This window comes from Stenotrophomonas sp. STEN021, from assembly GCF_056760175.1.
On sequence record NZ_JBRREH010000003.1, the window covers coordinates 1 to 15,293 of the forward strand.

General features: G+C 64.0%; 11 protein-coding genes. 3 read left to right on the forward strand and 8 right to left on the reverse strand.

What is annotated here, in order from left to right; genetic code table 11:
- Positions 1-131: 131 nt before the first annotated feature.
- The 6 genes from ACVOL0_RS01060 to ACVOL0_RS01085 form a co-directional block, all read right to left on the reverse strand.
- The gene (locus ACVOL0_RS01060; RefSeq protein ID WP_481547494.1) at positions 132-530 is read right to left on the reverse strand and encodes a RidA family protein; all 399 of its coding nucleotides are present in this window, start codon (positions 528-530) and stop codon (positions 132-134) included.
- 35 nt (positions 531-565) lie between these two features.
- Entirely contained in the window at positions 566-2,005 is a 1,440-nt protein-coding gene (locus tag ACVOL0_RS01065) for an N-acyl-D-amino-acid deacylase family protein (protein WP_481547495.1), read from the reverse strand.
- Between the two features lie 3 nt (positions 2,006-2,008).
- A complete protein-coding gene (locus ACVOL0_RS01070) occupies positions 2,009-2,884 on the reverse strand; it encodes a MurR/RpiR family transcriptional regulator (RefSeq protein WP_481508579.1) in 876 nt (291 codons plus the stop codon).
- Between the two features lie 2 nt (positions 2,885-2,886).
- The gene (locus ACVOL0_RS01075) at positions 2,887-4,242 is read right to left on the reverse strand and encodes a GntT/GntP/DsdX family permease (protein WP_481547496.1); all 1,356 of its coding nucleotides are present in this window, start codon (positions 4,240-4,242) and stop codon (positions 2,887-2,889) included.
- A 23-nt stretch (positions 4,243-4,265) separates the two neighbouring features.
- Positions 4,266-5,531 carry an amino acid deaminase gene (locus ACVOL0_RS01080; protein WP_481547497.1) on the reverse strand — a complete coding sequence of 422 codons (1,266 nt, stop codon included), beginning with the start codon at positions 5,529-5,531 and terminating at the stop codon, positions 4,266-4,268.
- 118 nt (positions 5,532-5,649) lie between these two features.
- Entirely contained in the window at positions 5,650-6,798 is a 1,149-nt protein-coding gene (locus tag ACVOL0_RS01085; RefSeq protein ID WP_481547498.1) for an OprO/OprP family phosphate-selective porin, read from the reverse strand.
- A gap of 117 nt (positions 6,799-6,915) precedes the next feature.
- On the opposite strand from ACVOL0_RS01085, the gene ACVOL0_RS01090 reads away from it, so the two are divergent.
- Entirely contained in the window at positions 6,916-7,575 is a 660-nt protein-coding gene (locus ACVOL0_RS01090) for a response regulator (protein ID WP_481547499.1), read from the forward strand.
- A gap of 140 nt (positions 7,576-7,715) precedes the next feature.
- Here ACVOL0_RS01090 and ACVOL0_RS01095 read toward each other — a convergent pair whose 3' ends face one another.
- Entirely contained in the window at positions 7,716-10,358 is a 2,643-nt protein-coding gene (locus ACVOL0_RS01095; RefSeq protein ID WP_481547500.1) for a PAS-domain containing protein, read from the reverse strand.
- Between the two features lie 181 nt (positions 10,359-10,539).
- On the opposite strand from ACVOL0_RS01095, the gene ACVOL0_RS01100 reads away from it, so the two are divergent.
- Together ACVOL0_RS01100 and ACVOL0_RS01105 are read left to right on the forward strand one after the other, a co-directional pair.
- Positions 10,540-11,871: a dicarboxylate/amino acid:cation symporter gene (locus tag ACVOL0_RS01100; RefSeq protein WP_481547501.1), complete on the forward strand. Its 1,332-nt coding sequence runs from the start codon at positions 10,540-10,542 to the stop codon at positions 11,869-11,871.
- A 234-nt stretch (positions 11,872-12,105) separates the two neighbouring features.
- Positions 12,106-14,397 carry an NADP-dependent malic enzyme gene (locus tag ACVOL0_RS01105; protein ID WP_481547502.1) on the forward strand — a complete coding sequence of 764 codons (2,292 nt, stop codon included), beginning with the start codon at positions 12,106-12,108 and terminating at the stop codon, positions 14,395-14,397.
- A 237-nt stretch (positions 14,398-14,634) separates the two neighbouring features.
- Here the strand turns inward: ACVOL0_RS01105 and ACVOL0_RS01110 are convergent, their stop codons facing one another.
- Positions 14,635-15,000 (reverse strand): helix-turn-helix transcriptional regulator, encoded by a 366-nt coding sequence (locus tag ACVOL0_RS01110; protein WP_481547503.1) that lies wholly within the window; start codon positions 14,998-15,000, stop codon positions 14,635-14,637.
- Between the last annotated feature and the right edge of the window lie 293 nt (positions 15,001-15,293).

The window sequence follows — 15,293 nt, forward strand, 5'->3', positions numbered from 1 at the left end:
CGGCTGAAGCTGTACCGGCAATGCCTCTGCCGAGCATGGCTCGGCACTACACCTGGATTGCTAGGAAAGCCTCTGCCGAGCACGGCTCGGCACTACGGTGAAGCCTGTCCCTGCCGGACGTTACAAGGGCATCAGCTGCGCTGCGGGCGCTTGTAGGCTACGCAGTCCACTTCCACCTTGCAGTCCACCACCATGCGGCTTTCGACGCAGGCGCGGGCAGGCGGGTTTTCGCCGAAGTAGTGCTTGAACACGCCATTGAAAGCGTAGAAATCGCGGGCGTCGTCCAGCCACACGCCGCAGCGCACGACATGCTCGGGGCCGTAGCCGGCCTCGGCGAGGATCGCCAGCACATTGCCGATGACCACATGCGACTGCTCGGTCACGGTGCCGGTCACCAGCTCGCCATCGCGCATCGGTACCTGCCCGGACACGAACAGCCAGCCGTCGGCTTCGACTGCACGCGAGAAGGGCATGTGCTGCTTGCCTTGGCCAACGCCACCTTCGGCGCCATAGCGTTTGATGTCACTCATCGGTATTCCTTTGTATTGGGTACAGCGGTTGTTACTCAGGCTGCCGGTGCAGTCTCGGGACAGACAAAAAGGCCGGCTCGGGCCACGACCTGCTTGCCGTCGTAGCTCAGGCAGCCATTGACCCAGACCGCGCTGATGCCTTCGGCGGCGCGGATCGGGTCGTGGAAACTTGCGGTATCGCGTACCCGTGCCGGGTCGAACAGCACCAGGTCCGCACACCAGCCGGCGCGGACAAAGCCGCGCGCGCCCATCGCGAAGCGCGACGCAGGCAGGCCGGTCATCTTGTGCACGGCGGTATGCAGCGGGAACAACTGCTCGTCGCGGGAATAATGGCCAAGCACGCGCGGGAAGGTGCCCCACAGCCGTGGATGCGGGCGGGGATCACGCGGCAAGCCGTCCGAGCCGATCATGGTCAGCGGATGGGCGAGGATCTGGCGTACGTCGGCCTCATCCATGCCGTGGTAAACCGCGCCGGCCGGTTGCAGGCGGATAGCCGCGTCGATCAATGACACGCCCCAATCGGCAGCGATTGCTGCCAGAAGCCGGCCGCCCTGGCCGGGTTCGGGCTCGGACCAGGTGATCAGGATGTCGAAGGCGTCGGTGACCTGCTTCAGGTCCAGGGTCGAGGCGCTGGCGGCATAGGGGTAGCAGTCACAGGCGACATCCTGGGTGGCCGAGGCGGCGTGCAGGCTGGCCAGTACTTCGCCGCTGCGGCCCCAGTTGTCGATGCCGGCGCACTTGAGGTGTGAGACGCGCACGGCGGCCTGCGGCGCGCGCGCGGCACTGAAAGCCTCTTCCATCGCCTCCAGGATGCCGCCGAACTCGTCGCGCAGGTGGGTGGCATACAAGCCATTGCGCGGCAGCTCCGCGGCCAGTGCATCCACTTCCGAAGACGGTGCGCTGAAGGCGGAGGCATAGGCCAACCCACTGCTCAGCCCCAACGCACCCTGGGCAAGGCTGGCGCGCAGTTGTGCGCGCATCGCGCTGATTTCGTCGGCGCTGGCGGCGCGGTCCAGGCGATCCATATGGTTCTGGCGCAGCGCGGTATGGCCGATCAGTGCAGCTACGTTCACAGCAGGACCAACGAGCTCCACCGCCTTGCGGTAGCTGGCGAAATCCGCATAGCGGAAATCCTCGGCATCGCCGAGCAGGTTCATCGGGTCCGGCACCTGCTCGCGGATCTGCACCGGGCTGGCGCTGATGCCGCAGTTGCCAACCACCACGGTGGTAACGCCCTGCGACAGCTTGCTGAGCATGTCCGGGTTGCGGATCACCTCCAGGTCGTCATGGGTGTGCACGTCGATGAAACCAGGCGCCAGGGCCAGGCCGTGCGCGTCGACCACATTTGCCGCCGGAACGTCACCAAGCTGGCCGACCGCGACGATGTGCCCGGCATTGATGGCTACGTCGCCCTGCACGGCGGGCTGGTCGCTGCCATCGAAGATCAGGGCATTGCGTATCAGGAAATCATGCATGGATCAGTCACCCAGCGGCAGGCGCGAATCGCCGCCACGGTGGCGGTCCAGTGCCAGCTTGATGCGGCGCAGGTGCTCGTGGTTGGCGTTGGCGTCGCTGAGTGCGGTGGTGGTGGCGAGCACGTCAATCGCCAGCATCATCGCGTAGCGCGACGCGGAGGGCTTGAACACGAAATCGGTTTCCTCGATCTGGATCGGCAGCAGCCAGTCGCTGCGTTCGGCCAAGGCGGTACCGGCCTGGGTGATGGCGCCGATGCGGGCGCCATAGGTACGGGCGATATCGGCGGCGGAGACGATCTCCGGGGTGATGCCGCTCACCGACAACACCAGTACCAGGTCTTCCGGGCCTAGCGTTGCGCCGATGATCTTCATCATCAGCGCATCGCTGCAGGCCGAGACCGGGCGGCCGAAGCGCACCAGACGGCTCTGCAGTTCCTGTGCGAACACGGTGGAGCAACCGCCCAGGCCGAAGATGTGGATCATCCGCGCCTTGCACAGCGCGTCGGCCAGGCCCTGCACGACGTCTTCCTTCAGGTTGGCGATGTTGTGGCGCAGGCTTTCCTGGATGTCATCGCAGATCTGCGCGTACAGCGCAGATACCGGTGGCGCGTTCTGCTGCTCCAGGAAGCGCTTGCCGACCGCGCTGGCCGAGGCCAGGCGTGCGCGCAGTTCGCGCACGTGCTCGCAGCCCAATGCCTTGGCGAAACGCGAGATGGCGGCGGCACTGACTTCGGCGCGCTCGGCCAGCTCGCTGACCCCGTACTGCGCGGCGGCATCCACGTCGGCGAGGATGGCTGCGGCAATGCGTGCTTCCACCGGACTGAACTCGTGCTGGCGCTGGCGCAGCTCATAGACGATATCGAACGTATTCTGCGACATGTTCAAAGCACCGTGGACAGGGCCATCACCAGCGACAGGGCGATGACGGAAATAAGGGTTTCGAGTACCGTCCAGGTCTTGAAGGTCTGGGCGACAGTCATGTTGAAGTATTCCTTCACCAGCCAGAAGCCACCGTCATTGACATGTGACAGCACCACCGAGCCGGCACCGGTGGCCAGCACCAGCAATTCCGGGTGGGCATAGCCCATGGCCGCGGCAATCGGCGCGACAATGCCCGAGGCGGTAGTCATCGCCACGGTCGCCGAGCCAGTGGCAATGCGCATCAGGGCGGCCATGGTCCAGCCCATCAACAGCGGCGACAGCTCGAAGCGCTGCGACAGGCCGATGATTTCCGCGGCGACGCCGGTATGCACGAGGATGCCGTTGAGGCCGCCGCCAGCACCCACCAGCAAGGTGATCGCGGCGGTAGGCGCCAGACATTCCTGGGTGAACTTGAGGATCTGCTCACGGCTGAAGCCACGCAGCAGGCCCAGGGTGACGAAGCTCATCAAGGTTGCCAGCAGCAGCGCCACCACCGAATGGCCAATGAAGCGCAGGCCGTGGTTGAGCGACGAGCCGGGTGTTGCGATCTGGTCGGCCCAGCCGCCGAGCAGCATCAGCACTACCGGCAGCAGCAAGGTGGCCAGGGTGATGCCGAAGCTGGGCAGCTGCTCGTCGGGAATGCGGCCATGGCCTTCGTCCAGCAGCGCTGCTTCCATCGGGTTGTGTGCGGGCAGCTTGATCCGTGGAGCGACGAATTTGGCGAACACCGGGCCGGCGACGGCGGCAGTAGGCAAGCCGACCAGCAACGAATAGAACACGGTACGGCCGACATCGGCGCCATAGGCATTGACCGCCAGCATCGCCGCCGGGTGTGGTGGCACCAGGCCGTGCACCACCGACAAGCCGGCCACCATCGGCAGGCCCACCAGCAGCAGCGGCACGCCGGTGCGGCGGGCCACATTGAGCACGATCGGGATCAGCAATACGAAGCCGACCTCGAAGAAGATCGGCAAGCCAACGCAGAAGGCGATCAGCATCATCGCCCAATGCACGTTCCTGGTGCCGAAGCGGGCGATCAGGGTGCGCGCGATGCGCTCGGCGCCGCCGGACTCGGCCATCATCTTGCCGAGCATGGTGCCCAGCGCGACGATCAATGCGATATGCCCAAGCGTCTTGCCCACGCCTTGTTCATAGGCGGGCAGGATCTCCGGCGCCGGCATGCCGGCAAACAGCGCCAGGCCCACCGATACCAAGGTGACACTGATGAAGGGATTGAGTCGGAAGCGGGCGATCAGCACGATCAGTGCAAGGATCGACAATGCGGCGTAGATCAACAGCAGATTACCGTCGGTCATGCGTACAGGCTCGATGGAAGCGGTTAGAACTGCGTGGAAACAGCGCCGACAACGCGGTGCGCGTCATCGACCACCAGCAGGTGGCGCCATTTGTCGAAGGTCAGGCAGGGATGGGAAATGTCGAAACAGAGCATGTCGCCTACCTGCAGTGCATCGTCGGCCTGCAGCTCAAGGAAGGCGTGCTGGTCCATCATCGCGGTGACCTTCCAGTGCGCGGCGGCCGCGCTTGGTGCTGCATCACCGGGGCGATAGTGCAGGGCGGGCACCGGGAAGCCGGCATCGAAGGCGGCATCACGCTTGCCCAGTGCAATGATGGCCTTGCCTGGTTCAGGGCGCGACTGCACGTAAGCCCACAACCGCAGTGCGGGTTGCAGGCTGCTGCCCATGTCGCGAGCGACCGGGTTGCTGGCATGGATGCGTTCGGCGGCCTGCCGGTAGATGCCGACGTCGTGGCTGAGATAGCAGCCCGGGCGCAGCACGATCTGTGCATCGGGGTCATTGGCAAGCGCCGAGAATTCTTCGGCGACCACATCGAACCATGCGGAGCCGGCACCGCTGAGGATGGCGGGCAACTGGTGGAAACCACCGTCGGCGCGGATCGCCTGCCACTGCGCCAGGCTGCGCTGCAACATGGCGCGCACGCCAGGCTCATCACCGGCGACGCCTTCGTAGACTTCCACGCCGACCAGCGCGACCGCACCCGGCCAACGCGCAATTTCGTCCAGCACGGCCTGCGCCTGGGCTTCATCGCGCACGCCGGTACGGCCACCGGCCAGGCCAATCTCCAGCAATACCTTGATCTGCTGCCCGCGCGCGCTGAAGTAGCTGCCCAGTGCGGCCACATTGGCGGCCGAGTCCACCACGCAGGCGAACCAGAAGCCCGGGTCGCGCTGCTGCAGGGAGGCGATCAGCGCGAAGTTGCCCTTGCCGACCAACTGGTTGGCCAACAGTACGCGCTGTACGCCTTCGGCATGGGCAGCAGCCGTTTGTGGCGCTGTGGCCAGGGTGATGCCCCAGGCACCGGCATCGAGCTGCATGCGGAACAGCGCCGGGCTCATGGTGGTCTTGCCGTGCGGCGCCAGCTGGCAGCCATAGGCCTGCGCGAACTGACGCATCCACTGCAGGTTGTGCTGCAGCGCCGGGGCGCTTAGCACCGCGGCGGGCAGGCTGAGCTGCTCTGCCAGGATCGAAGGTGCAGCGGCTGCAATCGACGCGGCTGTCCACGGGCCGCCGCTGGGGAGGCCCTTGCCGACTAGAACTGTTTCGGAATGAAAGTAATTTTCCTGCACGAATCCTGCCTCTTGCCGTGGTCGCCCGGGATTATGGGGGGCTATTGGGGCGAAAGGTGGAGAATACGTGAAAATTATTTTCTTGTGTGCGCTGGTCGGGGCCGGCCGGACTGGGGGCTCAGAAGTGCAGCTGTGCGCGCCCGGCAAGAATCCCGGTGTGGTCCAGCGTCTGCCCGCGCAGTTCATCACGGCGCCGGCTGTCGGTCCAGTCCAACATCAGGCGGAGTCTGCTGGAGGCATACCAGTTCACGCCGAGGGTCCAGGCTTCAGCGCTGACATCGCGCGGCTGCGCTGGCCATTGGCGGCCATTTATACGGTCATAGCGGGCGACAAGTTCCCAGCTGCCGAAGTTGCCTTGGGGGTCCAGCTGCACAAAGCGGCCCCCCTGGGCGTCGTAGGGGCGGGTTTCGCCGGTCAGGAGCCAACTGCCTTGCAGATAGCCGGCCTGGACCTCGCCACGTTGCTGGCCGTCATCGTAGCGGGCACCGCCGTACTCGGCCTGCCACGACCACGGGCCGGAAACGCCGGCGGTTTCGAAGCTGTAGCGGTTCACCGAGACCGCGCGGCCGCTGCGGAACTCCACCAGTGGCAGGCGGCCATTGTCACCATGGTGGCCGGTGGCGCGGGCCTGTGCGCGCAGCGGCAGGGCACCATCGGCACCTGGATGGCTGTGCTGCTCGTGGGCACCGGAGACGCCAACGTGCAGCACATGGCCCGGCTGGCTCCACGGCGCATGACCAACGCGGCCGCCGATGACGTGCCCCTTGGCCTGCCAGACGTCGATGCTTTCCAGACTGAAAACGCTGCCGCTCCAGAAAACGCCCTGGTGATTGCCCTGCACGCCGATACCCAGCCGGTAAGCGGTGCCCAATGACTGCACCAGGAAGCTGCGTTCGATGGTGGGCGTGTGATTGGCGCTGCTGCGGTCGTCCAAGGTATAGAACTGCTTGAACTGGCCCACGGTCAGCTGGGCAGTGCCGATCCTGTGGGTGAGATAGACATCGCGTGCTACCGGGCGATGGCCGGCGAAGTCGGCCTCGAGTTTGTAGCCCACGCTGTGTACTTTGCCGGCAACCCCCAGCCAGGCCGCGCGCAGACCATCGCCGCTGTGCTCGGCTGGGCCGCGCTGGTCGTTGTCGAAATGGGCAAATTCGTAGTACAGGCGGCCACTGGCCTTGACGGAAACGCCGTTGCTGGCAAACGCAGCGGGTACGCCGGCCAGCACCAGCATGGCGGTGGTTGAAGCACGCAGGGGGAAAGCGGCCATCCGTTGCCTCGGCACATTGGGGAGTGCGCGGACGATAGACACGGCTGGTGTGGCCACCAATAGCGATTTGGGACTAGGGCCAGCATGGGTGGGCTGCGCCCGTGCCAAACTGGTGGCATGAGCTTGATCAAGGTGCTTGTCGCCGACGACCACCCGTTGTTCCGCGCTGCCGTGCTGCATGCATTGCGCGAAGGCGGAGCCGTGGGCGAGATGCTGGAAGTGGCCAGTGTGTCAGCCTTGAGCCAGGCGGTTGCCGAGCATGCTGACGTGGATCTGGTTCTGCTCGACCTGACAATGCCTGGCGCGCACGGGTTTTCCTCGTTGGTGTGGCTGCGCGGGGAACGGCCGGAACTGCCGGTGATCATCATTTCCTCCAATGACAATCCAAGGGTAATCCGCCGTGCACAGCAGTTCGGTGCGGTCGGTTTCATTCCCAAGTCCGCGCCGGTGGAATCGATAGGTGCGGCGGTGAGCGCGGTGATGGAGGGCGATACCTGTTTTCCGCCCTTGGCGGCAGTACGCTCCGAGCACGACGCGATGCTGGCTTCGCGGCTGGCGCGGCTGACCCCGCAGCAGATCCGGGTGTTGCTGTGCATGGCCGATGGGCTGCTCAACAAGCAGATCGCGCACGTGCTTGGTTTGGCCGAAAACACAGTGAAGGTGCATGTCACTGCCGTGCTGAAGAAGCTGGAGTGCAATAGTCGCACCCAGGCGGCGGTGTTGTTGAAGACGCTGGAGGCGGAGTGGGAGCCGGCATTGCCCGGCGCAGCACCGTAGTGCCGAGCCATGCTCGGCAGGGGCCACCCAGCACCGTAGTGCCGAGCCATGCTCGGCAAGGGCTTTCCCGGTAATGTCCCAGCCGAGCATGGCTCTGCTCTACAGGTAAGGCCTTACCGTGCGGTGGCGGCGTGGTTGATTCAACTTCCGCGTTGGTAGAGGTATGTCATCAACGAACGCAACGCTGCGGTCCGTGCCTGCTTGGAAACAAAGCCCCAATTGCGGTCGCGCGCGAGCTCGCGCAGTTCCGGGTCCTGCTCGGCAGTGAACAGGATCACGCCGGGCTCGCTACCCCAGCCTTCCACCAGCAGGGGGAGCAGGGCAGGGCCGCTGATATCACCCATGCGTACGTCCAGCAACAACAGGTCGGGCAAATTGTCGGGCCGCGTCGCGGCCTGGGCCGCTTCCGCGCCGCCGGCGAACTCCACCTGGCAGCCCCAACGTTCCAGCAGCAGGCGCGTGGCCAGGCTGATGCGCGGATCATCGTCGATGCACCAGACCCGGCATCCAGCCAGCAGTGAATCTGTTTGTGGTTCCTCCGCCGGTTTGACCGGCAGCGCGCTACAGCCAGGATCGCCGCGCGCCAGGGTGATCGAGAACACACTGCCACGTCCTGGCGTGGAGCGCAGGCCGATGCGGTGGTCGAGCAGGTGGGCGATGCGATCGACGATGGCCAGCCCAAGGCCGGCGCCGGGTTCCTCGCCGGCACCATTGTCGAGCCGACGGAACTCCTCGAATATTTCGCGCTGGCGCGCTTCTGGAATGCCGGTGCCGGTGTCGTGTACTTCGATGCGCAGTTGTTGGCCGTCGCGGCGGCAGCCGATGACGATGCGTCCGCTGCGGGTGTAGCGCACGGCATTGGACACCAGGTTCTGCAGGATCCGTCGCAGCAGGGCCTCATCGCTGCGCACCACTGCGGTGGTGGTGACATGGCTTACCCGCAGGCCGCGCGCATTGGCGAGGATGCCGAACTCGACACTCAATGCTTCCAGCAGTGGCTCCAGCGCGAAGTCACGCACCCGCTGCTCGAGCGTGCCGGATTCGAGCCGGGAGATGTCGAGCAGACTGTTCAGGATGCCGTCCTGCGCGGCCAGTGCATTGTCGACGTTGTCGGCGATATCGCGACTGGTGGTGTCCGTCAGGCGGCTGCGCAGCGTGGACAGAAACATGCGTGCGGCATTCAAGGGTTGCAACAGATCATGCACGGCTGCTGCCACCCATCGCGTCTTGGCCTGGTTGGCCTCCTCGGCATCACGCTTGGCATCGGCCAGGTCGCGGGTGCGCTCGCGGACCCGCGCACTCAGTGTGTCGGCCAATGAGCGCAGGTCGCGTGCGGCCTTGCGATAGCGGGTGATGTCGGTATAGCTGGTGACAAAGCCGCCGCCCGGCAAGGGGTTGCCGCGGATCTCGATGACATTGCCATCGGCGGTCTCGCGTTCATGCATGTGCGCGGTGGCCGAGCGCAGGTGATTGAGTCGACGTTCGATTGCTGCCTCCACCGGGCCGGGACCGAGCAGGCCGCGGCGTGCGTTGTAATGGAAGATATCGGCAATTGGACGGCCTACCTGGACCAAACCGGGCGGGAACCGGAACAGCTCGATGTAGCGCCGGTTCCAGGCCACCAGATTGAGTTGGGCATCGACCACGCAGACGCCCTGTGGCAGGTGTTGCAGGCTGGCACTTTCGCCGTGGTCGGTGACATGGGCCGCATGTACGACGCCATCCTGGGCGGTGCGTAGTTCCTGCGCATGCAGCTCGACCAACTGTTCAAGTTCGCGACGGCTGCGCTCGCGCAGGCGCGCCAGTCGTTGCCGTTGCCACAGACCGTAGCCCAGCAGCAGCAAGGCGATGATGCTGGTCATCACAATGCCGGCGAAAGTGCGCGCGCTGTTGCGGCTGCTGGCGGTGCTGCGCAGCAGGTGCAGGGTCCATTGCTGTGCTGGTAAGGGCTGCGAAACCCAGATCGCATCATCGCCATCGGCGAGTTGCACCTGCTGCTGGTTGGGCCCGAGGCGTGCGCCCGGCCAGTACTGCAACTGCCGTTGCGGCAAGGGTGCGTATTGGCGGCTGCGCAGCAGTTCTTCGCGCACAGCGTCGTCCAGGGCATGCAGGGTCAGGTAGCGCCAGGGACGATGGCTTGAGAGAAAGATCACACCGTTGCTGTCGCTGACGAAGACCGTATCGGAGGTGTCTGCCCAGGTCTGCTCCAGCGGCCGCAGAACGACCTTGACCACCATCACGCCGACCGGTTCACCGTGTTCATCGCGCACCGCTTCCGACAGGAAATAGCCCGGCATGGCGGTGGTCACGCCCTCGGCATAGAAAGTGCCGCTGCCTTCGTGCATCGCCTGGCGAAAATAAGGGCGGAACCGGTAGTCATTGCCGACGTTGTTGCTGCGTGGCATACGCCAGTTGCTGGCGGCGACCGCCACGCCGTTACGGTCGAGCAGGGTCAGGGTCGAGGTGGCAGCCGCACCGTTGATGCGTTCGAGCTTGCGGTTGATGCGTTCGCGCTCGGCGCCGTCCATGCTTGCGCGGGCCAGCGCGCTGCGCACATCCGGATCCAGCGCCAGCACTGCCGGTAGTACCCGGTGGCGTTCGATCAGGGCCTGCATGGCCTCGCCATGCAGGCGCAGTTGGGTGGCCGCGCGCGCGGCGTCACTGGCCAGGCTGCTGCGCTCGAACTGGCGTAGCGCCACCAGGCTGATCGCGGCAATCACGAATGTGGCTATCAGTGGCAGCAGCCAGCGCCTCCGGCGCCGATGGGAGGGAAAGAACGGCATGGCTGCGATGGTCTGGCAGGGCTGCTGCGCGGACCATAGGTCTTGTCCTGATATTGCCGGGCGTGCCCCGGATTCGTTGAATCGGTCTCGTTTGTGCGCTGGCAGTAACACCAATGCGTTATCGGCGGCGCGCGGTTTGGCGCGTAAAAACCCTCGGTAGTGATATCGAGGTGTTTCCGCCATGCATGCCCCTTCCGTCTCTGTTGCCAGTCCGGCCGCGCTCCGCTTGCCCCTCTACCGTCAGCTTTATGTCCAGGTGCTGGTGGCAATCACGCTGGGCGTGCTGTTGGGGCATTTGGAACCGGTGTTTGCCGAACAGCTCAAGCCGCTGGGCGATGCCTTCATCAAACTGGTGAAGATGATCATCGCCCCAGTGATCTTCCTGACCATCGTCACCGGCATCGCCGGCATGACCCACCTGCGTAGCGTTGGCCGGGTATTTGCAAAGGCGATGGCGTACTTCATGTTCTTCTCCACGCTGGCGCTGGTGGTCGGCATGGTGGTGGCGCATGTGGTGCAGCCCGGCGCTGGCATGAACATCAATCCTGCCGACCTGGATCAGAGCGCGGTGCAGGGCTATGTGGCGCGGTCGCATGAGCTGAGCCTGGTGGGCTTTGCACTGGATATCATCCCCAAGACCCTGCTCAGCCCTTTCGTTGGCGACAACATCCTGCAGGTGCTGTTCGTCGCGGTGCTGTTTGGTATTGCCTTGGCTTCGGTCGGCGAAAAAGGGCGGCCGGTGCTGGGCTTGCTGGAGGCGCTGACGAGCCCGGTGTTCAAGCTTGTACACCTGCTGATGCGGGCTGCGCCGATCGGTGCGTTTGGCGCCATCGCTTTCACCATTGGCAAGTACGGTATCGCCTCGCTGGTCAATCTGGCCTGGTTGGTGGGCGCGTTCTACCTGACCTCGTTGCTGTTCGTGGTGGTGATCCTAGGTGCGGTGGCGCGTTTGTGCGGGTTCTCGGTGTTCAAGCTTGCCCGCTATCTCAAGGCCGAGCTGCTGCTGGTGCTGGGCACCTCCTCGTCCGAGTCGGCACTGCCGTCGCTGATGGAAAAGATGGAAAAGGCCGGCTGCAGCAAGTCGGTGGTGGGTCTGGTGGTGCCCACGGGTTACTCATTCAATCTGGATGGCACCAATATCTACATGACGCTGGCGGCCTTGTTCATTGCCCAAGCCACCAATACCGAGTTGAGCCTGGGCCACCAGATCGCGCTGCTGCTGGTGGCGATGCTCAGCTCCAAGGGCGCTGCGGGGGTTACCGGCGCGGGATTCATCACCCTGGCGGCTACCTTGGCGGTGGTGCCGGAGGTTCCAGTGGCCGGCATGGCATTGATCCTGGGAGTGGACCGTTTCATGAGTGAATGCCGCTCGTTGACCAATTTCATTGGCAATGCGGTGGCGACCGTGGTGGTTTCGCGTTGGGAGGGCGCGCTGGATCAGCGCCGCCTGCGGCTGGTGCTCGATGGCATGGAGCCGCCGGAACTACCACCGTCAGCGCCAGTCAAGGCCTGAGGTTTACCTGTGTGTGCGTTTTTTTCGCGGGGCTTGCCACCGAGCAGGCGGCCCCGCGACTTTTTTGCGTCCCGAGCTTGTCATCCTCGGGGCTGAAACTGATACGCACGCAGTGCCGTGGACAGGCCCGAATTGTGCGGTTGCAGCATGAATGCGACAGCGTAGCGACAGGTCCAGCTGCCTTAACGGCGTTATCATCTCCCGTCCTTCTTGCCCATTAGCGCCCACAACTCGATGTCCAACGAAGATTTCAAGCAGGCCGCCCTCGAATACCACCGGATGTCGCCGCCCGGCAAGATCAAGGTGGTGGCAACCAAGCCCATGTTGACCCAGCGCGATTTGTCGCTGGCATATTCGCCGGGTGTGGCACATGCCTGCGAAGCGATCATGGCCGACCCGGCCATGGCCAGCGAGATGACCGCACGCGGCAACCTGGTCGGTGTGATCACCAACGGCACCGCGGTGCTGGGCCTGGGCAATATCGGCCCGCTGGCCGGCAAGCCGGTGATGGAAGGCAAGGGTGTGCTGTTCCAGAAGTTCGCCGGCATCGATGTGTTCGACATCGAAGTCAACGAAAACGACCCCGACAAGCTGGTCGAGATCATCGCCTCGCTGGAGCCGACCTTCGGCGGCATCAATCTGGAAGACATCAAGGCACCGGAGTGCTTCGTCGTCGAGCGCAAGCTGCGCGAGCGGATGAATATCCCGGTGTTCCATGACGACCAGCACGGCACCGCGATCATCGTCGGTGCGGCCGTGCTTAATGCCATGGTGATCACCGGCAAGAAGATCGAGGAGGTCAAGCTGGCCACCACCGGCATGGGCGCGGCGGGTATTTCCTGCGTCAACATGCTGGTTTCGTTGGGGTTGAAGCCGGAAAACATCCTGGCCTATGACCGCGATGGGGTTATCCACACTGGCCGTACCGACCTGGACCCGGAAAAGGCACGCTACGCCCGCGATACCGACAAGCGCACGCTGGCCGAGATCGTCGACGGCGCGGACATCTTCCTGGGCCTGTCGGCTGGCGGCATCCTGAGCAAGGACATGGTCGCCAGCATGGCGCGTGACCCGGTGATCTTCGCCCTGGCCAATCCCTATCCGGAAATCCTGCCGGAGGACGCCAATTCGGTGCGTTCGGACATCATCATGGGTACCGGCCGTTCGGACTACCCCAACCAGGTCAACAACGCGCTGTGCTTCCCGTACCTGTTCCGCGGCGCGCTGGACGTGGGTGCGACCACCATCAACGAAGAAATGAAGGTCGCCTGCGTGCGCGCGATTGCCGCGCTGGCCCGCAAGGAGGCCTCCGACCTGGGCGCTGCCTATGGTGGCGAGGTGCCCAGCTTCGGCCGTGACTATGTGATCCCGCGCCCGTTCGACCGCCGTCTGCTGGTCGAGTTGTCGGCTGCCGTGGCGCAGGCCGCGATGGATTCGGGCGTTGCTACCCGTCCAATCGCCGACATGGCTGCCTACCGCGACAAGCTGGCCCAGTTCGTCTACCGCACCAGCTTGTTCATGAAGCCGGTCTATGACCGTGCGCGTTCTGACAAGCAGCGCGTGGTCTACGCCGAGGGCGAAGAGGAAGTGGTGCTGCAGGCGGTGCAGAACGTGATCGACGAAGGCGTCGCCTTCCCGATCCTGATCGGTCGCCCGGAGGTGATCGAGGCCCGCATCGAGCGGCTGGCGCTGCGCATGCGGGCCGGCGTCGATTTCGAAATCACCAACATCAACGACGACCCGCGCTTCAACGAGTACTGGCAGTACTACCACGAGATGACTGGCCGCAAGGGTGTCACCGTGGCCGCGGCGAAGAACCTGATGCGCTCGCGTCCGACCCTGATCGCCGCGGTGATGGTTGCCCGTGGTGAGGCCGATGCGATGCTGTCCGGCCTGGTTGGTCGCTTCCACAAGAAGCTTGGCTATGTACGCAGCGTGATCCCGTTGGAGCCCAAGGTCAGCTCGACCTCGGCGATGACCGGTGTGATCAACAACCAGGGCGTGTTCTTCTTCGTCGATACGCACGTGCAGGAAGATCCCAGCGTCGAGCAGATCGTCGAATCCACGCTGCAGGCGGCGTTCCGCATGAAGCTGTTCGGCATCGAGCCGAAGATTGCGCTGCTGTCGCACTCCAACTTCGGCAGCCACGACTCCAAGGACGCATTGAAGATGCGCCAGGTGCGTGAGGCGCTGCTCAAGCGCAACCCGCGCTTGAACGTGGATGGTGAGATGCAGGGCGATACCGCCTGGGATGAGGCGCTGCGCGACAAGCTGTTGCCCAACAGCACGCTCAAGGGCCGTGCCAACCTGTTCGTGTTGCCCAACCTGGAAGCAGCCAACATCGCCTACAACCTGGTGCGCGTGTTCACCAATGGCGTGGCGATTGGTCCGATCCTGATGGGTATGACCAAGCCGGTGCACATCCTCACCAGCAGCGCCAGCTCGCGCCGTGTGCTGAACATGACCGCGATTGCCGCGGTCGATGCGCAGATCCGCAAGCAGATGGAAGTCGATCGCGCGGGTTGATTGCCAACTCGCAGTGGTCAAAGCAGAGCCGGCCTTGTGCCGGCTTTTCTTTTGCGGGTGAGCGAGGTTGCCGATCTCTTGTGGGAGCGGCGTCAGCCGCGAAGCAGGTGGCTCATCAGATCGAAAAATCGCCTGGTACTTCAGCCACGCCAGCTTCGCGGTTTACACCGCTCCCACAAGCGTTGGCATATGTTTCGGACAGGCGGCACCGATTGAACCCTCGGTCGCCGCCGAACATCACAACTGGGGAATCTTCTGCGCCTCCACTATCTGCAGCACCAGTTTGCGGGTGGCGGCGCGGCAGGAGCGATAGGCCAGCAACAGCCTCCGTTCCGATGGATCGTCCACCAGCTCTGCATTCTCGCTGGGCATCGCAGCAGAGATCGCATCCAGTTCACCTCGCCCGGTCGCCAACCATTCAAACGAAACATCCGTCACCAGGGCAATGGTGATCAAACGCATCGTGCTGGGCGATATGCCCGTCGGGCTTTCCCAGTTTCCCACCGCGCTGCGGCTTACCTTCAGTTGGCCTGCCAACTCCGCCTGCGTCATCTTCATCTTTCTCCGCGCCTTGCGGATGCGGATTCCCAGATGGTCATGCATAAATTTCTCCTCGAGCGTTGACCATGAGAGCCGACTAAAAGCCTAAGCCATTGCGAGCTGGCGCAGTCGGCAAAGACTTATTGTCAATGTTCATTACGCCCGTGGATTGTCGGAACGAAACTCGTCATTGATATTGACGACTTTTGCCAATGTAAATTGCACCCGCTGTTCGCGGTGTTTGATGTCGCTACGCTGGGTTGAAAGATGTGTTTGTCGTTGAATGGGCATTGGTAATGCGCCGACAAACTGATGAGTTTTTTTCTTAAGTGTTGAATCAGTGGTGCAAGCGTGGT